This is a genomic window from Pseudomonas sp. F220 (genome assembly GCF_057813935.1).
This window is the reverse complement of sequence record NZ_JBVASJ010000010.1, coordinates 1-25,828: the sequence shown is the minus strand read 5'-3', so window position 1 is coordinate 25,828 and position 25,828 is coordinate 1. Positions and strand designations below refer to the sequence as shown.

The following is a 25,828-nucleotide window of genomic DNA, read 5'->3' as shown; positions in this document are numbered from 1 at the left end:
CCTCTCTTAAGTACGATTCGCAGCGCTTTGCGGTACATCGGACTCGGCGCTCAACTCGCGCACGGCGATATAACGTTCGCTGCGACGGGTGCGATCCAGCACCTGTCCTACTAATTGGCCACACGCAGCATCAATATCTTCACCGCGGGTGGTGCGTACGGTGACATTGAAGCCTGCATGATGCAGCTGATCCTGGAAACGGCGAATGGCATTGTTGCTAGGGCGCTCGTAACCGGAATGGGGGAACGGATTGAACGGGATCAGGTTGATCTTGCAAGGAGTGTCCTTGAGCAACTCAATCATCTCTACTGCGTGCTCGACCTTGTCATTAATGTCTTTGAGCAAGGTGTACTCGATGGTCAACACGCGCTTTTCACCCAAGGACGACATGTAGCGCTGACAGGACTCAAGGAGCATCTTAAGCGGATACTTCTTGTTGATCGGCACCAATTGGTTACGCAATGCGTCATTCGGTGCGTGCAGGGACAACGCCAGGGAGACGTCAATGTGCTTGGACAGCTCATCGATCATCGGCACCACGCCAGAGGTAGACAACGTCACCCGGCGCTTGGAGATACCGTAACCCAGATCATCCATCATCAGATGCATGGCGGCGACGACGTTGTCGAAGTTCAGCAGCGGCTCACCCATGCCCATCATCACCACGTTGGTGATGGCACGGTCGGCGGTTGCCGGGATGCTGCCAAACGATTTATTGGCAATCCACACCTGACCGATGACTTCGGCGGCGGTGAGGTTGCTATTGAAGCCTTGCTTGCCAGTGGAGCAGAAACTGCAATCCAGGGCACAGCCTGCCTGGGACGAAACGCACAGAGTGCCGCGTTTGCCCTGGGGAATGTAAACGGTCTCGACGCAGCTGCCGGACTCCACGCGCACCACCCATTTACGGGTGCCATCGGTGGAGATGTCCTCGCTGACCACTTCCGGACCACGAATTTCAGCAACGACCTTGAGCTTTTCGCGCAAGGCCTTGCTGACGTTCGTCATGGCATCGAAATCATCGACGCCAAGGTGGTGAATCCACTTCATTACCTGACCGGCACGGAAACGCTTCTCCCCGATTGAGTCGAAGAATTTTTCCATTTCCAGCTGAGTAAGACCCAACAGGTTTGTTTTGCCAGTCGATGTAGTCATGGATTCATCCTCACTCGGTGGCCTTAGGCCTTACGAGCGGTTACTTCAGTAGCGGCGAAAAAGTATGCGATTTCACGTGCAGCAGCAGCTTCCGAATCGGAACCGTGTACAGCGTTGGCGTCGATGGAGTCAGCGAAGTCAGCACGGATGGTGCCGGCAGCAGCTTCTTTAGGGTTGGTAGCGCCCATCAGCTCGCGGTTCAGAGCGATGGCGTTTTCGCCTTCCAGAACCTGAACAACAACCGGACCGGAGATCATGAAAGCAACCAGGTCGCCGAAGAAACCACGGGCGCTGTGCTCAGCGTAGAAGCCTTCAGCTTCGGCTTTGGACAGTTGCTTCATTTTCGAAGCTACGACCTGCAGGCCAGCTTTTTCGAAACGAGTAACGATCTCGCCGATAACGTTTTTAGCAACGGCGTCAGGCTTGATGATGGAGAAAGTACGTTGAACAGCCATGGTGTAACTCCAGAAACGGTGATTAATACGAAAAATTAAACCCGCGAATTATACGCGGGTTTAAGGGGATTGCCTAACTGCGTAGGGGGCGTTCAGTCGGCTTCTTCGATCCAGGCAGACTGAATGGCCTCGAGAACTTTCTCACCGCCACGCTGAGGATCGTCGCTGAAATCTGGCAACTCCAGAACCCAGCGGTGCAGATCGACGAAATTAACCGAAAGCGGATCCACATCCGGCTTGCTTTCAGCCAGCTGGATCGCGATTTCCAGCACATCAACCCATTTCAGACTCATAACAGTTCCTTGAATCAGTGCGCCGCTTCGGCCGCATGGTTGAGCGAGTATTTCGGAATTTCGATGGTCAGGTCTTCAGTCCCGACGATGGCCTGACAGGTCAGCCGCGACTGAGCTTCCAGACCCCAGGCCCGATCAAGATAGTCTTCTTCCAGCTCATCGGCCTCATTCAGCGAGTCGAAACCTTCGCGAATGATGCAGTGACACGTGGTGCAGGCGCAGACTCCGCCGCAAGCGCTCTCGATCTCGATATGGTTGTCATGCGCCACGTCGAGAATGGATTGACCGGTCTCAGCCTCTACAACCATACCGTCCGGGCAATGCTCGGCGTGAGGCAGGAAAATGATCTGCGGCATCAGCTATTCCTCAATTTCATTCAGGTTGCGCCCCGCCAGAGCGGCTTTCACCGTCGAGTCCAGGCGGCGGGCTGCAAAGGCATCGGTCACTTGCGACAGACGCTTGGTCTGCTGCTCGATGGCGTAACCATCGGTGCCTTTCATCAATTCGGTCAGTTCCTGCATCTGCAACTCGATGACCATGCGCTCTTCGGCATCGAGCAAACGCTCGCCGTCGACATCCAGAGCACCCTGCACCGCTTCGATCAGGCGCTGGGCATCGACCTGCTGCTCACGCAGCACCCGGGCGACCTTGTCGTCGTTGGCGTGCTGGAACGAATCCTTGAGCATCCGGGCGATTTCGCCATCGGTCAGACCGTAGGACGGCTTGACCTGAATGCTGGCTTCAACGCCCGAACCCAGTTCGCGGGCCGCAACGCTGAGCAGACCATCGGCATCGACCTGGAAGGTCACACGAATTTTCGCCGCACCCGCGACCATGGCCGGGATACCACGCAATTCGAAACGCGCCAGGGAGCGGCAATCGCTAATCAGCTCGCGCTCACCCTGCAGCACGTGAATCATCATGGCCGACTGGCCATCTTTGTAGGTCGTGAAGTCCTGAGCCCGCGCGACAGGGATGGTGGTGTTGCGTGGAATCACCTTCTCCATCAACCCGCCCATGGTTTCCAGCCCCAGGGACAGCGGAATCACGTCAAGCAACAACAGTTCGTCGCCGTCACGCTTGTTGCCGGCCAGAGTATCGGCCTGGATCGCAGCGCCAATGGCCACTACTTGATCCGGATCGATCTCGGTCAACGGCTGACGACCGAACATTTCGGCCACCGCGTCACGAACCCGTGGAACGCGGGTCGAACCACCGACCATGACCACGGCCTGAACATCGTCCAACTCAATACCTGAATCGCGAACAGCGCGCCGGCAAGCCTTCAGACTCTGCGCAACCATCGACTCAATCAGCGCATCGAATACCAAACGACTCAGTTCGGCACGCCAGCTGCCGTAGACAACCTCAACCGAATCGGTTTGCGTCAGCGCTTCTTTAGCAGCACAAGCGGTTTGCAACAGATTGCGCTGAGCACCCGGATCAAGGTCGGCGGACAAACCAGCCTGCTCGATAATCCAGCTGGCAATCGCATGATCGAAGTCATCACCACCCAAGGCGCTATCGCCGCCAGTGGCCAGAACCTCGAAAACACCGCCCGTCAGACGCAAAATCGAAATATCGAAGGTGCCGCCGCCCAGGTCATAGATAGCAACGACGCCTTCGGCATGCTGATCCAGACCATAAGCCACCGCCGCAGCGGTCGGCTCGTTGAGCAAACGCAGGACGTTAAGGCCGGCCAGCTTGGCCGCATCCTTGGTTGCCTGACGCTGAGAGTCATCGAAATAGGCCGGAACGGTAATCACCGCACCCACCAATTCGCCGCCCAGGGCCTCTTCGGCACGCTGACGCAGCACCTTGAGGATATCGGCGGAGACTTCGACCGGGCTTTTCGGCCCCTGCACGGTGTCGATGAACGGCATGTGCGATTCGCCGTCGACAAAGCGGTACGGCAACTGTTCACCGAGCTGCTTGACGTCGGAAAGACCACGCCCCATCAAGCGCTTGACCGACAACACGGTATTGAACGGGTCGCTTGCAGCCGCCAGCTTGGCCGACATGCCCACTTCGATGCGATCAGCGTGATAGCGCACGGCAGACGGCATAATGACCTGCCCGTCAGCGTCGGCCAGAGGCTCGGAAAGACCACTGCGCAATGCAGCGACCAGCGAATTGGTAGTGCCCAAGTCGATACCGACCGCCAGACGACGCTGGTGCGGTTGGGGACTTTGGCCGGGTTCGGCGATCTGCAGTAGGGCCATCGTTATCAGGACTTATCTGTATATCAGGCGTGCGACCGAGGCGGCACTGGGTTAATCGTCGAGGCGCTCTTCTAACTGGCGCACTTCGTAGGTGAGCTTGTCGAGGAACTGCATGCGCCGCATCAGGCGCTCGGCCTGTTCACGTTGCGCTGCATCATCCCAGCAAGCTGCGAAGCTTTCGTTCAGCTCATCCTGAGCGACCTTCAAGCGGCGCTTGAATACCACAATCCCGGCCAGATCGGCACTGTCTTGCAGATCCTCAAGCTCTTCGCGCCATTGCATCTGCTGCAGAAGAAACTCAGGATCTTGCACCGTGACTTCCAGCGGCAGCTCACGACCACCCATGGCGAGCAGGTATCGCGCGCGTTTCGGGGGATTCTTGAGCGTCTGGTAAGCCTCGTTGAGGCTCGCGGAGTGCTCTAGCGCCAGCCGTTGCTCACGCTCGGAAGCGTCAGCAAAGCGGTCTGGATGAACACCGCGCGCCAACTCTCGATAGCGCGTGGCCAACTGCTCGAGATCCAGACGGAAACTCGGCCGCAGTTCAAATAAAGCGAAATGACAAGGAGTACCCACGAGCAGCCTCAGATGTTGAAGCTTTCGCCGCAGCCACATTCACCGCGCACGTTGGGGTTGTTGAACTTGAAGCCTTCGTTCAACCCTTCCTTGACGAAATCGAGCTCGGTACCGTCCAGGTAAGCCAGGCTTTTCGGGTCGATGATCACTTTTTCGCCGTGACTTTCGAACACCTGATCGTCCGCAACCACCTCGTCGACAAACTCCAGCACGTAGGCAAGGCCGGAACAGCCTGTGGTGCGAACACCCAGACGAATCCCTTCACCTTTGCCGCGCCCGTTGAGGGAGCGTCGCACGTGTTGAGCAGCCGCTTCTGTCATGCTGATAGCCATCGGTGACTCCTTACTCGTCGCCAAATCTTGAAATTCAGATCAAGCCTTTCTTCTGCTTGTAATCGCGAACGGCCGCTTTGATAGCGTCTTCAGCGAGTACCGAGCAGTGAATTTTTACCGGCGGCAAAGCCAGTTCTTCAGCCAGCTGAGTGTTTTTGATGGTCTCTGCCTCATCCAGAGTCTTACCTTTCATCCACTCGGTCGCCAGGGAGCTGGAGGCGATAGCCGAACCGCAACCATAAGTCTTGAACTTGGCGTCTTCGATGATGCCTTGATCGTTGACCTTGATCTGCAGACGCATAACGTCGCCGCAGGCCGGAGCGCCGACCATGCCGGTACCGACATCAGGATCTTCCGCATCCATCTTGCCGACGTTGCGCGGGTTCTCGTAGTGGTCGATGACCTTTTCGCTGTAAGCCATGATTCTCAATCCTCACTCATCAGAGAGTCGCTCTAGAAGCCCTGCAACCTCACAGGGCCCGTTTTCGGCGACTTAAATTCAGTGTGCCGCCCACTCGATTTTCGAAATGTCGACGCCGTCTTTATACATGTCCCACAGCGGCGACAGAGTGCGCAGCTTGGTAACAGCCTCGCAAACTTTCTGCGCGGCGTAGTCGATTTCTTCTTCGGTGGTGAAACGGCCGAAAGTGAAACGGATCGAGCTGTGTGCCAGTTCGTCGTTGCGGCCCAGGGCGCGCAGAACGTACGAAGGCTCCAGGGAAGCCGAGGTGCACGCCGAACCAGACGAAACCGCCAGATCCTTGAGTGCCATGATCAGCGACTCGCCTTCAACGTAGTTGAAGCTCAGGTTCAGGTTGTGCGGTACGCGGGAAGTCATGCTGCCGTTGATGTACAGCTCTTCCAGGCTTTCGACCTGCTTGAAGAAACGGTCGCTCAGGGCTTTGATGCGCACGTTTTCGCTAGCCATGTCTTCCTTGGCTACACGGAATGCTTCGCCCATGCCGACGATCTGGTGAGTCGCCAGGGTGCCGGAGCGCATGCCACGCTCGTGACCGCCGCCGTGCATGGTCGCTTCAATACGAACACGCGGCTTGCGGCTCACGTACAGCGCGCCTATGCCTTTAGGGCCATAGGTCTTGTGGGCAGAGAAGGACATCAGGTCGACTTTCAGCTTCGACAGATCGATCTCGACCTTGCCGGTGGACTGCGCACCGTCGACGTGGAACAACACGCCTTTGGAACGAGTCAGCTCGCCGATGGCGGCGATGTCGTTGATGGTGCCGATTTCGTTGTTCACGTGCATGATCGAAACCAGGATGGTGTCGTCGCGCATCGCGGCTTCGACCATGGCTGGAGTGATCAGACCGTCTTCACCCGGCTCGATGTAGGTGACTTCGAAACCTTCACGCTCCAGTTGGCGCATGGTATCGAGGACAGCCTTATGTTCGATCTTGGAGGTGATCAGGTGCTTGCCTTTAGTGGCATAGAAATGCGCGACACCCTTGATTGCCAGGTTGTCGGACTCGGTGGCACCGGAGGTCCAGACGATTTCACGCGGGTCGGCGTTGACCAGGTCAGCGACCTGCCGACGAGCGTTTTCCACGGACTCTTCAGCTTTCCAGCCAAACACGTGGGAACGGGACGCCGGGTTACCGAAGTTTCCGTCGACCAGCAGGCACTCACTCATCTTTTGCGCGACACGCGGATCAACCGGGGTGGTCGCAGAGTAATCAAGGTAAATCGGCAATTTCATGGACTATCTCCTAAATCAGGCTGGCTGGCGTGCCGCTAGCTCTATGGCTGTCATTCGACGGCGGACGCTTCTATCTTATCCAAACGCGGCGCCTTGCTATTGCTGCGGCGCAGGTCCTGACGCTGGGCTACTTCTTGCACCTCACGGCGGGTCACAAGGTCAGCCAAGCTGATACTGCTCAGAAATTCATGGATCTGCAGGCTGAGATCGCACCACAAGTGGTGGGTCAGGCAAGTGTCGCCGGCATGGCAATCGCCAAGACCCTGGCAACGGGTTGCATCGACTGACTCATTCACCGCATCGATCACCTGAGCGACCTGGATTCCCTGCATGTCGCGCGACAGCTGATAGCCGCCACCAGGACCACGAACACTGGACACCAGATTGCTGCGGCGCAATTTGGCGAAGAGTTGCTCGAGGTAGGACAGGGAAATGCCTTGGCGTTCAGAGATATCGGCCAGGGACACCGGCCCATTTTGCGCGTGCAACGCCAGGTCAAGCATGGCGGTTACAGCGTATCGGCCTTTTGTAGTCAGTCTCATGGACGGGCACCACGGGGTTTCGGAATGGGAGCGAGTATGCAATTCCCGAGTATTTAAGTCAACTATAAGACCTAGTGATTTACTCGGGTTTACCAGCAAAAAGAGCGCGCGAATGATAGCAGGATCCACGGCGTAATGGCACGCTCGCAACACGGACCCGGAATGCAAACCCTATCCGTAGGAGCTGCCGCAGGCTGCGATCTTTTCAGGATCGGCTGCGATCATTTAAAGATCAAAAGATCGCAGCCTGACGGCAGCTCCTACGGGAGATGTGAGGCGCGCAGGTCAGCTGGCCTGACTCTCATCTTTGCCTTTTACACAGGCAAAATCTTCTTCGCGCAGTTCGGGCAGGTCCTTCGCGCAGTAGGTACTGCCCAGATCCTTGAGCGCGCCGCACATACCTTCGAGACGACCGTCCACAGCCTGCAGGTGGTCGAGCAACTGACCAATGGCCCGTGCGACCGGGTCCGGCATGTCTTCGCCGACACCGTAGGCATCGAATCCGATCTTCTCCGCCATCGCCTTGCGCTTGGCGTGCAGCTCGTCATCGGACTTCATGATGATCCGCCCCGGAATGCCGACCACCGTAGCACCCGCCGGTACAGCCTTGGTTACCACCGCATTGGAGCCAACCTTGGCACCGGCACCGACCGTGAACGGCCCCAAAACCTTGGCGCCCGCCCCTACCACTACGCCATCTTCCAGCGTCGGGTGGCGCTTGCCTTTGTTCCAGCTGGTTCCGCCGAGAGTCACACCCTGGTAAAGAGTGACGTCATCGCCGATCTCGGCGGTCTCGCCAATCACAATGCCCATGCCATGGTCGATAAAGAAGCGCCGACCGACCTTGGCCCCCGGATGGATCTCGATCCCGGTCAACCAGCGACCGAAGTTCGACACAACCCGCGCCAGCCACTTCCAGCCCATACCCCACAAAGCCGACGCCAAGCGATGAATCCAGATCGCATGCATACCGGGATAGCAGGTCAAAACCTCAAAGGCATTACGCGCCGCCGGATCACGATGAAAAACACTCTGAATATCTTCACGCAAACGCTCGAACATCATTAATCCTTCCGTTTAAGAAGCTCGCCACGGGCCGCTTTCTGGGTTTCCGTGAGGATGCCACGCAAAATATTCATTTCCGCCCGACTGACCGAGCTGCGTCCGTACAACCGGCGCAGGCGCGCCATCAAATGCCGCGGCTTTTCAGGATCGAGAAACTCGATAGCCACCAGAGTCTGCTCCAGGTGCTCATAGAATCGCTCCAGCTCATCCATGGTCGCCAGCTCGCCACTCTTGGTCGATGCCACTTCATCCTTCTCAACCTTGCTCGGCTGACCTTCGGCCGCCAACCAGGACATGCGCACTTCATAGCTCAGCACCTGCACCGCCGCCCCAAGGTTCAGCGAGCTGAATTCAGGGTCCGACGGGATATGCACGTGATAATGACATCGCTGCAACTCTTCATTGGTCAGGCCGGAATCTTCACGGCCAAACACCAGAGCGATCTCGGCGCCTTGCGCGGCCTCCTCGACCACCTTCACCCCGCACTCACGCGGATCGAGCAGCGGCCAAGGGATGCGACGGTCACGAGCACTGGTGCCCAACACTAGATTGCAGCCGACCAAGGCTTCTTCCAGAGTGGCGACGACTTGTGCATTTTCAAGGATGTCCCCGGCACCCGAGGCGCGTGCGTCGGCCTCATGGTTCGGGAAAATGCGCGGCTCGACCAGCACCAGCCGCGTCAGCCCCATATTCTTCATGGCACGCGCAGCCCCGCCGATGTTTCCGGGATGGCTGGTATTGACCAGGACGACACGAATGTTTTGCAGCAAGGGAGGCGCTCTCGAACACGGGAAAGGGGAGCAAATCTTACAGACCATCCTAGAGTTAAGCTATGAAAGCGAACGTCGGCCTTCATCTGTAGAAAGTTTCTGCTAGAATGCTCGGCTTTCTTTAACAACCTTAGGTGACACATCCATGCAGCCCATGCTGAATATCGCGCTGCGCGCCGCCCGCAGCGCCAGTGAATTGATTTTCCGCTCCATCGAGCGCCTGGATACCATCAAGGTCGACGAAAAAGACGCCAAGGACTACGTGTCCGAAGTTGATCGTGCTGCCGAGCAGAAAATCATCGATGCCTTGCGCAAGGCTTACCCGACTCACGGCATCCTCGGCGAAGAAACCGGCATGCACGCTGGTAGCGGCGACGGTGAAGACTACCTGTGGATCATCGACCCACTGGACGGCACCACCAACTTCTTGCGCGGCGTTCCGCACTTCGCTGTCAGCATCGCCTGCAAATATCGCGGTCGCCTGGAACACGCAGTGGTTCTGGACCCTGTTCGCCAGGAAGAATTCACCGCTAGCCGTGGTCGCGGCGCTCAGCTCAATGGTCGTCGTCTGCGTGTCAGCGGTCGCACCAGCCTTGAAGGCGCTTTGCTGGGTACGGGCTTCCCGTTCCGCGATGATCAGATGGACAACCTCGAGAACTATCTGGGCATGTTCCGCAGCCTGGTTGGCCAAACCGCCGGCATCCGCCGCGCCGGTGCCGCCAGCCTCGATCTGGCCTACGTTGCGGCCGGTCGCTACGACGCATTCTGGGAGTCGGGCCTGTCCGAGTGGGACATGGCTGCAGGCGCCCTGCTGATCCAGGAAGCTGGCGGCCTGGTGAGCGACTTCACCGGCGGTCACGACTTCCTTGAGAAAGGCCACGTTGTTGCCGGTAACACCAAGTGCTTCAAGGCTGTACTGACGGCTATCCAGCCGCACCTGCCGGCTTCGCTGAAACGCTAAGCATCAGGCACAAAAAAAGCACCCTTCGGGGTGCTTTTTTTATGGCCAGGATTTGGGTATTAAACTTGCAAACCACAACCCCTGTAGGAGCAGCCGGTCGACGCTCGATTGCTCGCGATGGACTCAAAGGCGACGCGCTTATTCAGAAAACGCGCGTTATCGGTAACGTCCATCGCGAGCAAGCTCGCTCCTACATTATTAGATCCGGAGCATTCGCTTACTGGGCAGGCTGGTTCTGACCGAGAATCAGCTGACCTTCTTTGTTGACCGGAATCTGGTTGCCTGGATCACGATCCATGCGCACCTTGCCTTCCTTACCATTCAACGAATATCTCACGTCATAACCCACAACCTTGTCGCTGATGTCATTGACCGTGTTGCAGCGGGTCTGGGTCGTGGAGTAGGTATCTTTGTTCTGCATGTTTTCCTGGACCTTGTTGCCGGCGTAACCGCCGCCAACTGCGCCCGCAACGGTGGCGAGCTTTTTGCCATTACCGCCACCCACCATGTTGCCCAACAAACCACCGCCAACAGCACCGATCACCGTACCCATGATCTGGTGCTGATCCTTCACCGGCGCCTGCCGGGTCACGGTGACGTCCTTGCAAACCTCACGTGGTGTTTTGATCTGTGTCTTGACCGGCTCCACCGCCAGCACTTGCGCATACTCAGGGCCGCTTTTTACCAGGTTATAGGTGGCAACAGCACCCCCGGCAGTCACACCGACAGCACCCAATACAGCACCAACCAGCAACGACTTGTTCATCATGAATCTCCTGACTATCACAGGCGGGACGTACCCGCGCTTCTCCCAGCCTTGGAGCACAAAAAAAGGCGCGAGTTCAATACTCGCGCCTTTTTGGCTGAAACCAGAAGAGACAATTACCGTTATGGGCGGTCGTCGACTTCCTTTTCAGTGCTGACAGAAGGAATCAAATCCTCACTGCTCAGATTCAACCAGATCAGCACCACGTTGGCGATGTAGATCGACGAGTAAGTACCCGCCAACACACCGATAAACAGCGCGATGGAGAAGCCGAACAGGTTGTCGCCACCAAAGAACAGCAGCGCAGTGATCGCCAGCAAGGTGGAGATCGACGTGGCCATGGTCCGCAGCAGGGTTTGCGTGGTCGAGATGTTGATGTTCTCGATCAGGGTTGCCTTGCGCAGGACACGGAAGTTCTCACGAACCCGGTCGAATACCACGATGGTGTCGTTCAGCGAGTAACCGATGATCGCCAATACTGCCGCCAGCACCGTCAGGTCGAAGGTGATCTGGAAGAACGACAGGATACCCACGGTCACGATCACGTCGTGGATTAGCGAAACGATGGCACCGACCGCGAACTTCCACTGAAAGCGGAAAGCCAGGTAGATCAGGATGCCACCCAGCGCCATCAGCATGCCGAGGCCGCCTTGGTCGCGCAGCTCTTCACCCACCTGCGGGCCGACGAACTCGACGCGCTTGACCTTGGCAGGGTTGTCGCCGCCAACCTTCTGCAGCGCTTCAGCCACCTGATGACCCAGTTGCGGATCTTCACCTGGCATACGCACCAGCAGGTCAGTGGTCGCACCAAAGCTCTGAACGATAGCTTCGTGATACCCGGCCTCTGTCAGCTGGGTACGAACCTTGGTGACATCGGCCGGACGCTCGTAGGTCAGCTCGATGAGCGTACCGCCGGTGAAGTCCAGACCGTAGTTGAGGCCCTTATGAAACCAGCTGAACAGAGCCAGGCAGGTAAGGAGCAATGTGACGCCGAACGCAAAGTTGCGAACGCCCATGAAGTTGATTGTACGTAACATGGCAGCCCCTTAAATCCACAACTTCTTGAAGTCACGACCGCCGAAGATCAGGTTGACCATCGCGCGGGTCACCATGATGGCCGTGAACATCGAGGTAAAGATCCCGAGGGACATGGTCACCGCAAAGCCTTTGACGGGACCTGTGCCCATGGCAAAGAGAATCCCGCCGACCAACAGAGTTGTCAGGTTGGCGTCGAGAATCGCGGTGAATGCCCGGCCGAAGCCTTCGTTGATTGCCCGCTGCACCGTCATGCCGGCAGCGATCTCTTCACGTATCCGCGAGAAGATCAGTACGTTGGCGTCGACCGCCATGCCCATGGTCAAGACGATACCGGCGATACCTGGCAGGGTCAGCGTTGCACCCAGCAAGGACATCAAGGCCAGCAGCAACACCATGTTCACCGCCAGTGCAACCGTGGCGATCAGACCGAAGAAACGGTAGATAGCCATGATGAACAGCGAAACGAACAGCATGCCCCACAGGGATGCATCGATACCTTTGGTGATGTTGTCAGCACCCAGGCTCGGACCAATGGTGCGTTCTTCAGCGAAGTACATCGGCGCCGCCAGACCACCGGCACGCAGCAGCAGGGCCAGCTCGGAAGACTCACCCTGACCGTTCAGGCCAGTGATACGGAACTGCGCACCCAGCGGCGACTGAATGGTCGCCAGGCTGATGATCTTCTTCTCTTCCTTGAAGGTTTGAACCGGCACATCTTTCTCGACACCGTCGACCACTTGCTTGACGTAAGTGGTGACTGGCCGCTGCTCGATGAAGATCACCGCCATGCTGCGACCGACGTTGCTGCGAGTCGCACGGCTCATCAGTTCGCCGCCGTGACCGTCGAGACGGATATTCACTTCCGGAGTACCGTGCTCGCCGAAACCAGCCTTGGCGTCAGTCACCTGGTCACCCGTGATGATCAGACCACGCTCGATTTGCGCTGGAGGACGCTTGCCTTCGCGGAATTCGAAAGTCTCGGAAGTGGCTTTCGAAGCGCCTGGCTCTGCGGCCAGACGGAACTCAAGGTTGGCCGTCTTGCCGAGGATCCGCTTGGCTTCAGCAGTGTCCTGCACGCCCGGCAGCTCAACCACGATACGGTTGGCACCCTGACGCTGAACGATAGGTTCGGCAACACCCAGCTCGTTGACGCGGTTACGTACCGTGGTCAAGTTCTGCTTGATGGAGTATTCACGGATTTCCGCCAGCTTGGCCGGGGTCATCGCCAGACGCAGCACCGCCTGACCATTGAGGTCGGCCGGAACAATGTCGAAATCTTTGAAGTTCTTGCGGATCAGAGCACGGGCCTGTTCGCGGGAAGCGTCATCACTGAAGCCCAGCTGAATGGCACCACCCAGTTGCGGCAGGCTGCGATAGCGCAGGCGCTCTTTACGCAACAGGCTCTTGACGTCGCCTTCGTAGACTTTCAGGCGTGCATCGAGGGCTTTTTCCATGTCCACTTCCAGCAGGAAGTGCACACCACCGGACAAGTCCAGACCCAGCTTCATCGGGTGCGCGCCAAGGCTGCGCAGCCATTTTGGAGTGGTCTGTGCCAGGTTCAGTGCGACGACATAGTCATCACCCAATGCCTTGCGCACTACGTCTTTGGCTGGAAGCTGATCTTCCTGCTTGGTCAGACGCAACAAACCGCCCTTGCCATTGGCAGCCAGAGAAGAGGCTTTTACAGCGATCCCGGCATCGACAAGCGCTTTGCTCACACGATCCAGATCGGCCTGATTGACCTGCAGCGCGGTACTTGCGCCACTGATCTGAATAGCCGGATCGTCAGGATATAAATTGGGAGCGGAATAAATAAATCCGATCGCCAGCACCGCCAGGATCAGTATGTATTTCCACAGAGGGTATTTGTTCAGCATCACGCCGCCCGCTTATGACGCGGGGCGCCTTGCGCGCCCCGTCGATTGGTAGAAGTTGGAACTTAGATCGCTTTCAGCGTGCCTTTTGGCAGCGTGGCGGCGATAGCGCCTTTCTGGAACTTCAACTCTACCGAGTCGGAAACTTCAAGAACCACGAAATCGTCAGCCACTTTAGTGATCTTGCCGGCGATACCACCGGAGGTCACAACTTCGTCACCTTTTTGCAAGTTGCCCAGCAGGTTTTTCTGCTCTTTGGCGCGCTTGGCCTGTGGACGCCAGATCATCAGATAGAAGATGACCAGGAAGCCGACCAGGAAAATCCATTCAAAACCGCCGCCCATTGGGCCAGCAGCGGCAGGTGCAGCAGCGTCCGCGAAAGCGGCAGGGATCAAAAAGCTCATTTAGCACTCCAGTTGCAAATATTGAATCTTAGGGTCAGAAAACTTAGTCCAAAGGCGGAACAGGCAACCCGCGTTTGGCATAGAAGGTATCGACAAAGGCGGCCAATGTACCCTGTTGAATAGACTCGCGCAAACCAGCCATAAGCACCTGGTAATGGCGCAAATTGTGGATGGTATTCAACATGCTACCCAGCATTTCGCCGCACTTGTCCAGATGATGCAGATAAGCGCGGGAGAAGTTCTGGCAGGTATAGCAATCGCAGGTCGGATCCAGCGGGGAATCATCATGGCGATGGAACGCGTTGCGGATCTTCAGCACGCCAGTATCAATGAACAGATGCCCATTGCGGGCATTGCGGGTTGGCATCACGCAATCGAACATGTCCACACCGCGGCGCACACCCTCAACCAGATCTTCTGGTTTGCCAACGCCCATAAGGTAACGAGGTTTGTCAGCCGGCATCAGGCCCGGCAAGTAGTCCAGCACCTTGATCATCTCGTGCTTGGGCTCGCCCACCGACAAACCGCCGATAGCCAGGCCGTCAAAGCCAATCTTGTCCAGGCCTTCCAGGGAGCGCATGCGCAGGTCCTGGTGCATACCGCCCTGAACGATACCGAACAGTGCAGCAGTGTTGTCGCCATGGGCATTCTTCGAACGCTGAGCCCAGCGCAACGACAGCTCCATGGACACCCGTGCAACGTCTTCATCGGCCGGGTACGGCGTGCATTCGTCGAAAATCATCACGATGTCCGAACCGAGGTCGCGCTGAACCTGCATCGACTCTTCCGGGCCCATGAAGACTTTCGCGCCATCGACCGGCGAGGCGAAGGTCACACCCTCCTCCTTGATCTTGCGCATGGCACCCAGGCTGAACACCTGGAAACCACCGGAGTCGGTCAGAATCGGGCCTTTCCACTGCATGAAGTCATGCAGGTCGCCGTGCTTCTTGATCACTTCAGTGCCAGGACGCAGCCACAAGTGAAAGGTGTTGCCGAGAATGATTTCAGCGCCCGTGGCGGTGATATCCCGCGGCAGCATGCCCTTGACCGTGCCGTACGTGCCGACCGGCATGAACGCTGGCGTCTCGACAGTACCGCGGGGGAAGGTCAGACGACCACGACGAGCCTTGCCATCAGTGGCGAGCAACTCAAAAGACATACGACTCATGCTTGATCCTCAGGGCCGCGTGGCGCGGGATTACGGGTGATGAACATCGCATCACCGTAGCTGAAAAAGCGGTATCCATGCTCAACGGCCGCTGCATAAGCAGCCATGGCTTCGGGATAACCGGCGAACGCCGAAACCAGCATCAACAATGTGGATTCGGGCAAATGGAAGTTGGTCACCAAGGCATCGACCACATGGAACGGCCGACCCGGGTAGATAAAGATATCGGTGTCGCCACTGAATGGCTTGAGCACACCATCGCGGGCCGCGCTTTCCAGCGAACGCACGCTGGTGGTGCCGACTGCAATCACCCGCCCACCACGGGCACGGCAAGCAGCGACCGCATCCACCACCTCCTGGCTGACTTCGAGCCATTCATTGTGCATGTGGTGATCTTCGATACGCTTCACGCGCACCGGCTGAAACGTCCCCGCGCCGACGTGCAGTGTCACGAACGCAGTCTCGACGCCCTTGGCGGCAATCGCCTCCAGCAGCGGCTGATCGAAATGCAGCCCCGCGGTCGGCGCGGCCACCGCGCCCAGACGCTCGGCGTAGACGGTTTGATAACGCTCGCGGTCCGAGCCTTCATCCGGGCGGTCTATATAAGGAGGCAACGGCATGTGCCCGACGCGATCGAGCAGCGGCAGCACTTCCTCGGCAAACCCCAGCTCGAACAACGTGTCATGGCGCGCCAGCATTTCGGCTTCGCCCCCACCGTCGATAAGGATCTTCGAACCCGGCTTCGGCGACTTGCTGGAGCGCACATGGGCCAGCACGCGATGACTGTCGAGCACCCGCTCAACCAGAATTTCCAGCTTGCCGCCGGAAGCCTTCTGGCCAAAAAGCCGCGCCGGAATCACCCGGGTATTGTTGAACACCATCAAGTCGCCCGGGCGCAAATGCTCAAGCAAATCAGTGAATTGACGGTGTGCCAGGGCGCCGCTGACCCCATCCAGGGTCAACAGGCGACTGCCTCGACGCTCGGCCAAAGGATGGCGAGCGATCAAGGAATCAGGGAGCTCGAAGGTAAAGTCAGCAACGCGCATGATGGAGTTCGTCTAGCAGGGCCGCAAAGTTTAGCGGAAATAGTAAAAATTCTCCATGAAACGTGATTGACCAACGGTAATCTCATCTCTATACTTCGCCGCCATTGAGCCCTGATGGCGGAATTGGTAGACGCGGCGGATTCAAAATCCGTTTTCGAAAGGAGTGGGAGTTCGAGTCTCCCTCGGGGCACCAAAATTAAGAAAGGCCTTGCTTTGCAAGGCCTTTTTTTTCGCCTATAGAAAAGAGATTCCACCGCACCACCGTCCCGTAGGAGCTGCCGAAGGCTGCGATCTTTTGATCCTTCTGCTCTTCCACACCTCCTGCACCGGTAAGACATTTCACAAGGATTCCCCCATGGAATTGCCACTGGAAACAGTCGCCCTTTTCTCCCTCAAGCTGGCTTATGAGACGGAAGGTCAAAGTCCGATTTTGCGCGACGATCTGATAATGAGCGACTATCAGAAGGACGTATTTGGCTTGCTGGTGCGCAGAGGTGATGTCGAGGCTATCCAGCTTAAAGTGGATCAATGCCTGGGTTTGGCGCTGAAAGCTATAGGCGGTGTTAATACACCGCTAGGTCGCGAGCTGAATAGGTTGTCAGCTGATTTCGGCGGTGCTCAGACCATGGCGCAGCTTGATACCCCGCTGATCGCGCTCAAGGACTACCTCAAAGACATTCAGTGAATGAGGGAGAACGGTCAGAAGCGGCCCCAAAAGACGAACCCTGCCCTTGCGTAATGGTCAGATAAGTGATGGCATTGGGAAGAGACAAGAGCTACAGAGTCCTGCGGTCCACAATGGAGGTTTCGTCATGAGTAACCTGACGATCGAAGGCTGGTGCAAAATCAGCGGAGACCAAAAGTCCACCCCGGTGGGGGACATCCATTTTTACGTCGATGGCCCCCTCCATCTGCGTCTAGAGGAAGCTGAAGAGCGCCTACAGAAGACCCATGAGCGTGAAGCCATGGTCGATGTCGACATGGACTCAATGGATTTGATCATGCCAGAGGGATACAGCCCCTTGTCCGACTGCCAAATGCGCGTCTATTTGCACAACGAGCGCGGTCAGTTCCATTTGGTCGGGCATCGAGCGAGCGATGGTAGCTTGATCTATTCCAACGCGGTTTTGATTGATCAGCTGCTTTAGAAGCTACTACGCGATTCCAGGCATCGGCTTATCGCTGCGGGGGTAGTGCGGTGCTGAAAACTCAACTTATCTCTTAATTCCCCCCCTTTCCTCTTCAAACGATTAACTCAACGTTGGATTTGGTATATCCGGGCATCAGTTTTTTCAGAAAAAGCGCTTGTTCCGTCCATGCACTATACTTCTTGCTGACTTTACCACCCGTATGGGTGGTACTTGTCTACCCTGCTTGGGCGTCAGATTAATATTAATTTGACGATGCTGTTTAGTGGCGATGCTTTTGCATAACCAATGAGCAACAGGAATAGGATGAAGAGAAAATGGCAATAGCAATTATCTTAATTCTAATCGTTGTTGCATCAGTGCTGTTCAACATACTAGCGCCTTGGCATGCGACACCAGCAGCTTCCAACTGGGGATCAATAGACACCACCCAGTTCATCACCCTGATCATGAGTGGAATATTTTTCATCGCTGTCACGGTATTTATGGCGGTAGCCGTGATGCGTTATCGTCACAAGGAGGGCACCAAGGCGGCCTACCAGCCGGGAAATAAAAAGTTGGAAGTATGGTTAATTATCGTTACTTCGGTTGGTATTGCCTTGATGTTGGCGCCAGGCCTGATTGTTTACAGTGATTTCGTCCGGGTACCGAAAAAAGCTTATGAACTTGAAGTGGTCGCCCAGCAGTGGCAGTGGGCCTTTCGTTTTCCCGGGCAGGACGGGAAGCTGGGCAGATCGGATATCAAGTTTGTTGATTCCACCAACCCCTTCGGCCTTGATCCCAAGGATCCTGCCGGGCAGGACGATGTGCTTGTACTAAACAGTGAAGTTCACCTTCCACTCAATCAACCGGTAAAAGTTTTACTGCGTTCTAAAGATGTACTGCACGATTTCGATGTACCGCAAATGCGCGGCAAGATGGACATGGTGCCAGGGATGGTGTCGTACTTTTGGTTTACGCCAACTAAAACCGGGAAATATGAAATTATCTGCGCTGAATATTGTGGCGTGGGGCATTACAACATGCGCGACCATATGATCGTGGACGAACAGGACGCTTTCGATCAATGGCTGAGCAGCCAACCAACTTTTGCGCAAACATTAACGGCAGCTGCCAAGCCCAGTCGGGACAGCGTGCTGGAAAAAGGCCGCCTGTTGGTCGAAAAACTCGGCTGCGGTGCCTGCCATAGCCAGGATGGCAGTGCCAGTCTCGGCCCGGGATGGAAGGGGCTGTACGGCCGCACCGAACAGCTTGCCGATGGCTCCAGTGTGCTGGTCGATGAGGCCTACCTGAAAGCGGCGATCCTCGATCCGAAGGCCCGACGGGTACAGGGCTACCCGCCAGTCATGGTGGCCTATACTCTCAATGAAGATGAACTGGGTGCTCTCGTCGCCCTGATCAAATCACTGGGTACTGCGCGCCAAGGCGATGAACTTTCTACCGGCGAAGCGTCGGGCTCAGGTGACGACTTGGTGGCGCAGGGACAGCGGCTGGCCAAGTCGTTCGGCTGTCTGGCCTGCCACAGTGTCGATGGCAGTAAGGGCGTCGGTCCCAGCTGGCAGGGCCTGTATGGCAAGACAGAAACCCTTGACGACGATACGAGGATAAAGGTCGATGAGGACTATATAAAAGAATCGGTTCTTAAGCCTAACGCCAAAATCGTCAAGGGCTATGCAGCCATCATGCCTACCTTTGCGCCGAGTGATCAGGAGTTGAACGCACTGATCGCGTTTATCAAATCCAAAGCGAATGCCGGCGCTGATGCGAGCAAGGCGGAGCCAGGGAAGTAGCCGTTAAGAAGCCAGAAATACACCGAAACTTCAGCTGGAGGATGACGTGATGGCCTATGCGGAGCAAGCCGAAACAGAAGCACTGCACGAACCTAAAAGTTTCCTGACCAAATACATCTGGAGTCAGGACCACAAGGTCATCGCCATTCAATATTCCTTGACGGCTATATTCGTGGGTCTTATTGCCGTGGTGTTGTCCGATTTGATGCGCTTGCAGATTGGCTTCCCCGGTAGTTTGGGGTTCATGGACGCCAGTACTTACTATCAGGCGATGACCATGCACGGCATGATCATGGTCGTTTATTTGCTGACGGCCTTGTTTCTGGGTGGCTTCGGCAACTATCTGATCCCACTGATGGTGGGCGCCCGCGACATGGTCTTCCCCTATGTCAACATGCTGAGTTACTGGACCTACCTGCTAGCGGTACTGGTGTTGCTCGCCAGTTTTTTTGTCCCTGGCGGCCCCACCGGTGCGGGCTGGACGCTCTATCCACCACAGTCCATTACTAAGGGGACACCGGGGACCGAGTGGGGCATCGTGCTGATGCTCGTCTCACTGGCGATTTTTATTGTCGCAACCACCATGGGTGGGTTGAACTACGTCACCACGGTGTTGCAGGCGCGCACGCACGGCATGACATTGTTTCGCATGCCGCTCTCCGTATGGGGAATCTTCATGGCCTCGATTATGGCTTTGCTGGCTTTCCCGGCGTTGTTTGTCAGTGCGATCATGACGCTGTTTGACAAACTGTTGGGCACCAGCTTCTTTATGCCCGCGATCATCTCGCTGGGGCAGCAGCTCGATCACCAAGGTGGCAGCCCAATATTATTCCAGCATCTGTTCTGGTTCTTCGGCCACCCGGAAGTCTATATCGTTGCTCTCCCCGCGTTTGGTCTGGTCTCCGACTTGATCAGCACACATGCGCGTAAAAGTATCTTCGGCTACCGAATGATGGTGTGGGCCATTATTGCAATTGGCGTACTCAGCTTTGTGGTCTGGGCACACCATATGTATGTCAGCGGAATGAACCCCTACTTTGGCTTTTTCTTCGCCACCACCACCTTGATCATCGCGGTGCCGACCGCACTGAAAGTCTACAACTGGGTGCTGACCCTGTGGCGGGGCGACATCCATCTGACCGTGCCGATGTTGTTTGCCCTGGCCTTTATCGTCACCTTCCTGGTCGGCGGTCTGACCGGGTTGTTTCTCGGCAATGTGATCGTGGATATTCCGCTCTCGGACACCTATTTCGTCGTAGCCCATTTTCATATGGTCATGGGGGTCGCACCGGTACTGGTGGTGTTCGGCGGCATTTATCATTGGTTCCCGAAAGTAACCGGGCGGATGACGAACGACACCCTGGGCAAGCTGCATTTCTGGATTACCTTTCTGGGCACCTACGCCATCTTCTTCCCCATGCACTACCTGGGTTTTCAGGGCATGCCACGCCGCTATTACGCCTATGACAACTACGCGTTCATCCCGCAGTCGGCGCAAGAATTGAATGCCTTCATTACGGTGGTCGCATTGACCGTCGGCGTTTCCCAACTGCTGTTCCTGTTCAACCTGGCCTGGAGCGTATTTAAAGGCAAGCCCGCAGGCAGTAATCCCTGGGGCGCGGCCAGTCTGGAATGGCAAACGCCGGACACCCCGCCGATACACGGTAACTGGGGAGCGAAGCTGCCGGTCGTGCATCGCTGGGCCTATGACTACAGCGTGCCGGGAATAGAACAGGATTTCGTTCCGCAAACGGTCTCCGACGAGGAGCTGGAGCAGATGCGGCAACTCAGTGCCGGAACCAAAATAGCGGACGTTAAAACATGAACAGACTGCTATTGAGAAACGCCGACGGTGCTGACCCCGGCGGCAGTTGGAGGGGTGATCCTGAGGGTATTCAGGCCGCCGAAGGTGCCGATAGAATCCAAAACGCAAGAATAGGCCTGCGCTTGTTTCTGGCCGTGGTGAGCTCGTTATTCTTTCTCTTCCTGGTCGCCTTTATCGAGCGCTCACAAATGGCCGACTGGCTACCCCTGACAGAGCCCTTGGCGCCTTTAGCCAATCTATGGCAGCTGTGGCTAAATTCGGCTTTTCTGGTACTCAGTTGCATCGCACTGCAGTGGTCGCGTATGGCCGCCCGACAGGCTCGACTGGGCGCAACTGTCATTGGCTTTGCATTGGGGGGCGTATTTGCAATTGCCTTTCTGACGGGACAACTCTTGGTCTGGCAGCAATTTGTCGCCTGGGGCTACTTTGTCGCCAGCAATCCGGCCAACAGTTTCTTCTACTTGTTGACCGGCCTGCATGGGGTCCACCTGCTGGGTGGGCTGATCGCCTGGAGCAGAACCGTCGCTAAATTCCTGCATCGCGTTCCGTTGTCGCAACTCAGTGCCAGCGTAGAGCTCTGTGCCATCTATTGGCATTACTTACTGGGTCTTTGGTTCGTGCTATTCGCCCTGTTGACCAGCACGCCGGAAACCTATGACGCCATCGCCAGATTCTGCGGCCTGAGGTGAAAAGCCATGGCATCGCACCCACCAGCCCCAGTCGAATCCAGTTCATCCAATCCACCAAGCTCGCCACCTGCACCGGGATGGCAGGGCATCGCCAGCGACTGGTCCTCGGATAGAGAGGCTTTCAAGCAGGTCCCTTGGGGCAAGGCGATGATGTGGATATTCCTGCTCAGCGATACTTTTGTATTCACCTGTTTTTTAACCGGCTACATGTCGGTACGCATGACCATCACCGCCGCTTGGCCGAACCCCAGTGAAGTGTTCGCATTGACGATCGGCGGTAGAGAAATCCCGCTTATTCTGATCGCCATCATGACCTTTGTGCTGATCAGTAGCAGCGGCACCATGGCCATGGCAGTCAATTTCGCCTATCGCCATGATCGCGCGAAAACCGCTGCCCTGATGCTGGCGACCGCAGCCTTCGGTGTGACCTTCGTCAGCATGCAGGCATTTGAATGGAGCAAGCTCATCGCAGAAGGGGTGCGTCCCTGGGGGAACCCTATGGGGGCGGCACAATTTGGTGCCAGCTTTTTCATGATTACCGGTTTTCACGGACTGCATGTGTCAGTCGGTGTCATCTACCTCAGCATTGTGGCGCTGAAAGTATTGCGGGGAGATTATGAGCGCTCCGGAAACTATCAGATCGTCGAGATAGCCGGGCTTTACTGGCACTTCGTCGACTTGGTGTGGGTGTTTATTTTTGCGTTCTTCTATTTATGGTAGGTCTAAGAGACTGTTCATGATCGTCACAAGCATGGCCGAGCGCAGTAGATCGTGAACAGGTTCTGAAGAGGAGCACTGATGATGGCGCATACTCAGGGTCAGCAACATCCAATTAGTTTGTACCTTAAAATTTGGGGGCTGTTATTCGTCCTCAGTACACTGTCGTATCTTGTCGACTATTTTCACTTCCATGGCTACCTCAGGTGGTCCCTGATTATCACGCTCATGTTGTTGAAGGCAGGTTTAATTGTCTCCATCTTCATGCATATGGCCTGGGAACGGTTGGCCATGGTCTACGCCATATTGGTGCCGCCTTTGTGTTTACTGGTGCTCGTTGGACTGATGGCCACCGAGGCAGACTATGTTTTCCTCAGCCGGGTAATTTTCTTCGGCCAATAAGCGACTTCCGACTTCCGGATGGCCTTAAGCCTCCAGGGGCTAACCCGATATCACTCGTTTGAACTGATGCCATTTGTGCAGCCAGGCTACTGTCCAGTGGGGGGCTGCCGTTCCCGTGCCGGCGATTTTCAGCCTTGGATGATGTTCGATTACCCGGTCCAATACCGATTCCTGATCCGGCTCAACATCCACGAAGAAGATATGTTTGCCCTCTTCTACCACCTGTTTAAAACTGCGGAAGTGAGTGTTCGGCACCTGGATACCAAAAAAACCGCCTTCCCAGATACAGAAGCCCACTATAACAATGGCAAGGAAGATAAAAGGCACCCAGCCTGCGGCGGATTCGGTCCAACCCAGCCAATAGGCGCCGCCAAGGACCAGCGCCGCGAGTGGCACACCGACCACCGCACCAATCTCGCCAGAGTGAACAGCATCTTGTTGCATTAACGAGTTAACCTCGTGGAGGTGATGTTGTTCAACATCAGCAACTTTTTCACTGAGCACATGAATTTGTTCGGTATTGATGCCGTTGGCTTCCAATTCATTTTCAACGGTTTCAAGATCGTCGAGATTGTCACTGATGTAATAGTGTCGATTCATGCCACACCTCCCATCTCGTGTTTGCTGTAGACCTCCTCTGTCCTGCAGCCGTTAACCGAGATTTGCAGTCGGTATCTGTACCCGTGGGGAACGCTGCACACTTCATGCAATTTGATAGAAGTATAGCACCCCTAGCATGCAGGCCAGGCAGCGTCAAGACCTAAAAACAGCATTAGGGCCTGACGCAACCCCCTGCACTTGAAATGGTGGCTGTGCTCAGGTCGCCCTCGGGCGCGTCGGCTTCTTGAATCCCCCCTCCACTTCTACCTCTACCCCTACCTCTACCTCTAACTGCGCTCAGGATCTTGCACGCAGTGGATTTACTCATGTGCCCGGGTTCACCACGCTGGCCGCACGCAGTCGCGCGGACTCGCCGCGTATTCCTGCCGTGGCTTACTGCCAAGGTACACCTCTTCGCAACGAAATCGAGGCGCGCGGCCCTCCACTCTTGCTCAAGGCCACCGACATCGTGACAGCGCCGATCACAACTCTGTCCGGCTCTGGCGCTGTGGGCGGCAAGATTCAAGCTCACATCGTTACCGTCGAACGGCAGTGCCTTCAGCAATTCGCCCTCACCACTTTCATCGAAACGCCAAAAAATCCAATGCTAACGACTATTTCGGAAACTGCCAGGCGTCACCCCGACGACCTTCTTGAAGGCTCTTGCCATATGGCTCTGATCAAAAAATCCGCAGCAAAAAGAGGCGTCCGCAATACTCGCGCCCTTGCGTAGAAGGTTTTGTACGTGGGCGATTCGTTTCTGGATTTGATAGCTGTGGGGAGAGATGCCGACGTTCTTTTTGAACACCCGGATCATGTACAGAGGATCGAGATCAACAAGCTTGGCGAGGTCTTCCAGCGGTATGTTTTTATCGAAATCATCCTCCAGCTTCTTCTTGATGCGTTTTACCGCATCACGCTCAGCGGCATCCGAAGACTTTATGTTCACCCCATGCCTCTGAAAGAGCTGTGTGACCAGCTCCAGCAGGATGGTCTCGCGCTCAAGGCTTGGGTTGGACGTCTCAATGACCTGATGGTGATACAAGAACGATTGGGCAAAAACGTCGTCTTGAGTCAGCGCTTGTTGAAAAAGATGAATGTGCCCGGAAGAAACCCCGTCCTGAAAGACCACTTTATTAAGCCATGCCGGGTCAATGTAGAGCATCCGATACATCCAGCCTTCGTCGCTTCCGGGAAGTCCGTCATGTATCTCTCCGGGGCTGATGGTGACCACGCTCCCCGCAGCTCCCAAGTGATGGGCGCCACGATAGAAGAGCTTTTCAACGCCGCTGCTGATGACGCCGATCGCGTAGCGGTCATGTGAATGCCTGCCAAATGACTGGGTACTGTAGCGAGCGGACAACAATTCACAATCGCCCTCAGGTATCCGCCAGAAGCGAGAGAAATCCTCATTGATTGTTGGGGAGTTTTTGCGGCGCCGACGCTCTTCCATGACCTGTCCAGTTTTGTGCAATACGTTCGAAAAATGGCCAGATAAACTTAGCACCCATTCCATAATGCAAGCTAGGGGAAATAATGCCGACAACACTAGTTATCGGGGACTTCAGTAAGTCCTCCTGGTCATTTCGGGCGTGGCTGGTTCTTGTGACAGCTGATGTTTCGTTTGAAACCATTCAAATAAAACTGGAAGAACAAGATACTCGCGAACGTATTCTAAAGTACTCTCCTTCAGGAAAGGTACCCGCGCTGCTTCAGGACGACATTGTTATCAACGACAGCCTGGCCATCTCTGAATATATTGCCAGCCTCTACCCTGAAGCACACTTGTGGCCGCAAGAACAACGCATCAAAGCGTTGGCTCGGGCCGCGGCGGCAGAAATGCATTCTGGCTTTACTAATGTACGTACGCAGATGTCATTTGGTATGAACACCGGTGACACCCCAGAAATGTTGACGCCTGAAACGAAAGATGAAATTCAGCGCATCTTCGACATCTGGAGCCACTTAAGAAAGGTGAGCAGCTCCACGACGTTCCTCTGCGGTGATTTCGGGATTGTGGATGCCATGTTTGTCCCTGTCGTTTTCCGCTTTCGTCGCTACGGGATTGCCGTTCCAGCGCCGCTGCAAGCCTACGTCGATGCGGTGCTGGCTTACTCGCCGGTGCAGCAATGGCTGCAGCGGGCCGCCGAAGAGAGCTAGTGTGCTGTCTCAGAAAAAACGTTCTCTTTGGACTGTGATGCCATCGCCTCTCGCGCACGCTGGATCTTGCGCAAGATGTCTTCACCTTTTGCATTCCAGACGTATAGGCTTGGCTGAGC

29 protein-coding genes, 1 tRNA gene and 1 pseudogene are annotated in these 25,828 nt (G+C 56.0%); 10 read left to right on the top strand and 21 right to left on the bottom strand.

Annotation, left to right across the window (positions count from 1 at the left end):
* Positions 1-6: 6 nt before the first annotated feature.
* The 12 genes from rlmN to trmJ all read right to left on the bottom strand — a co-directional run bounded on the left by rlmN (position 7) and on the right by trmJ (position 9,121).
* Positions 7-1,155 (bottom strand): dual-specificity RNA methyltransferase RlmN, encoded by a 1,149-nt coding sequence (gene rlmN / locus ACZYSM_RS11590; RefSeq protein WP_489071625.1) that lies wholly within the window; start codon positions 1,153-1,155, stop codon positions 7-9.
* Positions 1,156-1,178: 23 nt separating this feature from the next.
* Positions 1,179-1,610 carry a nucleoside-diphosphate kinase gene (gene ndk, locus ACZYSM_RS11585; RefSeq protein ID WP_299828106.1) on the bottom strand — a complete coding sequence of 144 codons (432 nt, stop codon included), beginning with the start codon at positions 1,608-1,610 and terminating at the stop codon, positions 1,179-1,181.
* Positions 1,611-1,702: 92 nt separating this feature from the next.
* Positions 1,703-1,903: a Fe-S cluster assembly protein IscX gene (gene iscX, locus ACZYSM_RS11580; protein ID WP_489071624.1), complete on the bottom strand. Its 201-nt coding sequence runs from the start codon at positions 1,901-1,903 to the stop codon at positions 1,703-1,705.
* A gap of 14 nt (positions 1,904-1,917) precedes the next feature.
* Positions 1,918-2,259 (bottom strand): ISC system 2Fe-2S type ferredoxin, encoded by a 342-nt coding sequence (gene fdx / locus ACZYSM_RS11575; protein WP_489071623.1) that lies wholly within the window; start codon positions 2,257-2,259, stop codon positions 1,918-1,920.
* 3 nt (positions 2,260-2,262) lie between these two features.
* Positions 2,263-4,125, bottom strand: a complete 1,863-nt coding sequence (gene hscA, locus ACZYSM_RS11570; protein ID WP_489071622.1) for a Fe-S protein assembly chaperone HscA — start codon at positions 4,123-4,125, stop codon at positions 2,263-2,265.
* A 51-nt stretch (positions 4,126-4,176) separates the two neighbouring features.
* On the bottom strand, positions 4,177-4,698 hold the full coding sequence (hscB, locus tag ACZYSM_RS11565; protein ID WP_489071621.1) for a co-chaperone HscB: 522 nt from the start codon (positions 4,696-4,698) through the stop codon (positions 4,177-4,179).
* 8 nt (positions 4,699-4,706) lie between these two features.
* Positions 4,707-5,030 carry an iron-sulfur cluster assembly protein IscA gene (gene iscA, locus ACZYSM_RS11560; RefSeq protein ID WP_145015127.1) on the bottom strand — a complete coding sequence of 108 codons (324 nt, stop codon included), beginning with the start codon at positions 5,028-5,030 and terminating at the stop codon, positions 4,707-4,709.
* A gap of 34 nt (positions 5,031-5,064) precedes the next feature.
* Positions 5,065-5,451 (bottom strand): Fe-S cluster assembly scaffold IscU, encoded by a 387-nt coding sequence (gene iscU / locus ACZYSM_RS11555; RefSeq protein WP_261741057.1) that lies wholly within the window; start codon positions 5,449-5,451, stop codon positions 5,065-5,067.
* Between the two features lie 78 nt (positions 5,452-5,529).
* The gene (locus ACZYSM_RS11550) at positions 5,530-6,744 is read right to left on the bottom strand and encodes an IscS subfamily cysteine desulfurase (RefSeq protein WP_489071620.1); all 1,215 of its coding nucleotides are present in this window, start codon (positions 6,742-6,744) and stop codon (positions 5,530-5,532) included.
* 50 nt (positions 6,745-6,794) lie between these two features.
* The gene (iscR, locus tag ACZYSM_RS11545; protein WP_489071619.1) at positions 6,795-7,286 is read right to left on the bottom strand and encodes a Fe-S cluster assembly transcriptional regulator IscR; all 492 of its coding nucleotides are present in this window, start codon (positions 7,284-7,286) and stop codon (positions 6,795-6,797) included.
* Positions 7,287-7,571: 285 nt separating this feature from the next.
* On the bottom strand, positions 7,572-8,348 hold the full coding sequence (cysE, locus tag ACZYSM_RS11540) for a serine O-acetyltransferase (protein WP_489071618.1): 777 nt from the start codon (positions 8,346-8,348) through the stop codon (positions 7,572-7,574).
* A 2-nt stretch (positions 8,349-8,350) separates the two neighbouring features.
* Positions 8,351-9,121: a tRNA (cytosine(32)/uridine(32)-2'-O)-methyltransferase TrmJ gene (gene trmJ, locus ACZYSM_RS11535; RefSeq protein WP_489071617.1), complete on the bottom strand. Its 771-nt coding sequence runs from the start codon at positions 9,119-9,121 to the stop codon at positions 8,351-8,353.
* Between the two features lie 145 nt (positions 9,122-9,266).
* Between trmJ and suhB the strand changes: the two genes are divergently transcribed.
* Positions 9,267-10,082, top strand: coding sequence for a type III secretion system regulator SuhB (gene suhB / locus ACZYSM_RS11530; protein ID WP_489071616.1), 816 nt, complete (start codon positions 9,267-9,269; stop codon positions 10,080-10,082).
* A gap of 217 nt (positions 10,083-10,299) precedes the next feature.
* Here suhB and ACZYSM_RS11525 read toward each other — a convergent pair whose 3' ends face one another.
* The 6 genes from ACZYSM_RS11525 to queA form a co-directional block, all read right to left on the bottom strand.
* A complete protein-coding gene (locus ACZYSM_RS11525) occupies positions 10,300-10,848 on the bottom strand; it encodes a glycine zipper 2TM domain-containing protein (protein WP_489071615.1) in 549 nt (182 codons plus the stop codon).
* 122 nt (positions 10,849-10,970) lie between these two features.
* Positions 10,971-11,885, bottom strand: coding sequence for a protein translocase subunit SecF (gene secF / locus ACZYSM_RS11520; protein ID WP_489071614.1), 915 nt, complete (start codon positions 11,883-11,885; stop codon positions 10,971-10,973).
* 9 nt (positions 11,886-11,894) lie between these two features.
* Positions 11,895-13,763 carry a protein translocase subunit SecD gene (gene secD, locus ACZYSM_RS11515; protein ID WP_489071613.1) on the bottom strand — a complete coding sequence of 623 codons (1,869 nt, stop codon included), beginning with the start codon at positions 13,761-13,763 and terminating at the stop codon, positions 11,895-11,897.
* Between the two features lie 62 nt (positions 13,764-13,825).
* The gene (gene yajC, locus ACZYSM_RS11510) at positions 13,826-14,164 is read right to left on the bottom strand and encodes a preprotein translocase subunit YajC (RefSeq protein ID WP_419118400.1); all 339 of its coding nucleotides are present in this window, start codon (positions 14,162-14,164) and stop codon (positions 13,826-13,828) included.
* A 43-nt stretch (positions 14,165-14,207) separates the two neighbouring features.
* A complete protein-coding gene (gene tgt / locus ACZYSM_RS11505; RefSeq protein WP_489071735.1) occupies positions 14,208-15,323 on the bottom strand; it encodes a tRNA guanosine(34) transglycosylase Tgt in 1,116 nt (371 codons plus the stop codon).
* A gap of 5 nt (positions 15,324-15,328) precedes the next feature.
* Positions 15,329-16,378 (bottom strand): tRNA preQ1(34) S-adenosylmethionine ribosyltransferase-isomerase QueA, encoded by a 1,050-nt coding sequence (queA, locus tag ACZYSM_RS11500; protein ID WP_489071612.1) that lies wholly within the window; start codon positions 16,376-16,378, stop codon positions 15,329-15,331.
* A gap of 108 nt (positions 16,379-16,486) precedes the next feature.
* Here queA and ACZYSM_RS11495 point away from each other — a divergent pair.
* The 8 genes from ACZYSM_RS11495 (at position 16,487) to ACZYSM_RS11460 (ending at position 22,949) form a co-directional block, all read left to right on the top strand.
* Positions 16,487-16,571: transfer RNA gene (locus ACZYSM_RS11495), tRNA-Leu, on the top strand.
* 162 nt (positions 16,572-16,733) lie between these two features.
* Positions 16,734-17,063: a hypothetical protein gene (locus ACZYSM_RS11490; RefSeq protein ID WP_489071611.1), complete on the top strand. Its 330-nt coding sequence runs from the start codon at positions 16,734-16,736 to the stop codon at positions 17,061-17,063.
* A 127-nt stretch (positions 17,064-17,190) separates the two neighbouring features.
* Positions 17,191-17,526 (top strand): hypothetical protein, encoded by a 336-nt coding sequence (locus ACZYSM_RS11485; RefSeq protein ID WP_489071610.1) that lies wholly within the window; start codon positions 17,191-17,193, stop codon positions 17,524-17,526.
* A gap of 317 nt (positions 17,527-17,843) precedes the next feature.
* The gene (locus ACZYSM_RS11480; protein WP_489071609.1) at positions 17,844-19,316 is read left to right on the top strand and encodes a c-type cytochrome; all 1,473 of its coding nucleotides are present in this window, start codon (positions 17,844-17,846) and stop codon (positions 19,314-19,316) included.
* Positions 19,317-19,365: 49 nt separating this feature from the next.
* Complete coding sequence (gene ctaD / locus ACZYSM_RS11475; protein WP_489071734.1) at positions 19,366-21,141, top strand: cytochrome c oxidase subunit I; 1,776 nt, start codon at positions 19,366-19,368, stop codon at positions 21,139-21,141.
* Positions 21,138-21,830: a cytochrome c oxidase subunit 3 gene (locus ACZYSM_RS11470; protein WP_489071608.1), complete on the top strand. Its 693-nt coding sequence runs from the start codon at positions 21,138-21,140 to the stop codon at positions 21,828-21,830. The genes ctaD and ACZYSM_RS11470 overlap by 4 nt, the downstream gene beginning before the upstream one ends.
* A gap of 6 nt (positions 21,831-21,836) precedes the next feature.
* Positions 21,837-22,550: a heme-copper oxidase subunit III family protein gene (locus ACZYSM_RS11465; RefSeq protein WP_489071607.1), complete on the top strand. Its 714-nt coding sequence runs from the start codon at positions 21,837-21,839 to the stop codon at positions 22,548-22,550.
* Between the two features lie 81 nt (positions 22,551-22,631).
* Positions 22,632-22,949 (top strand): cytochrome C oxidase subunit IV family protein, encoded by a 318-nt coding sequence (locus ACZYSM_RS11460; RefSeq protein WP_489071733.1) that lies wholly within the window; start codon positions 22,632-22,634, stop codon positions 22,947-22,949.
* Positions 22,950-22,988: 39 nt separating this feature from the next.
* On the opposite strand, the gene ACZYSM_RS11455 is transcribed toward ACZYSM_RS11460, so the two are convergent.
* Positions 22,989-23,549: a magnesium transporter gene (locus ACZYSM_RS11455; RefSeq protein ID WP_489071606.1), complete on the bottom strand. Its 561-nt coding sequence runs from the start codon at positions 23,547-23,549 to the stop codon at positions 22,989-22,991.
* 607 nt (positions 23,550-24,156) lie between these two features.
* Positions 24,157-25,002 carry an AraC family transcriptional regulator gene (locus ACZYSM_RS11450; protein ID WP_489071605.1) on the bottom strand — a complete coding sequence of 282 codons (846 nt, stop codon included), beginning with the start codon at positions 25,000-25,002 and terminating at the stop codon, positions 24,157-24,159.
* An 83-nt stretch (positions 25,003-25,085) separates the two neighbouring features.
* Here ACZYSM_RS11450 and ACZYSM_RS11445 point away from each other — a divergent pair, with 83 nt between their 5' ends.
* Positions 25,086-25,709, top strand: a complete 624-nt coding sequence (locus ACZYSM_RS11445) for a glutathione S-transferase family protein (protein ID WP_489071604.1) — start codon at positions 25,086-25,088, stop codon at positions 25,707-25,709.
* Here the strand turns inward: ACZYSM_RS11445 and ACZYSM_RS11440 are convergent.
* A pseudogene (locus ACZYSM_RS11440) lies at positions 25,706-25,828 on the bottom strand (IS630 family transposase); the annotation flags it as partial. The gene ACZYSM_RS11445 and the pseudogene ACZYSM_RS11440 sit on opposite strands and share 4 nt — an antisense overlap.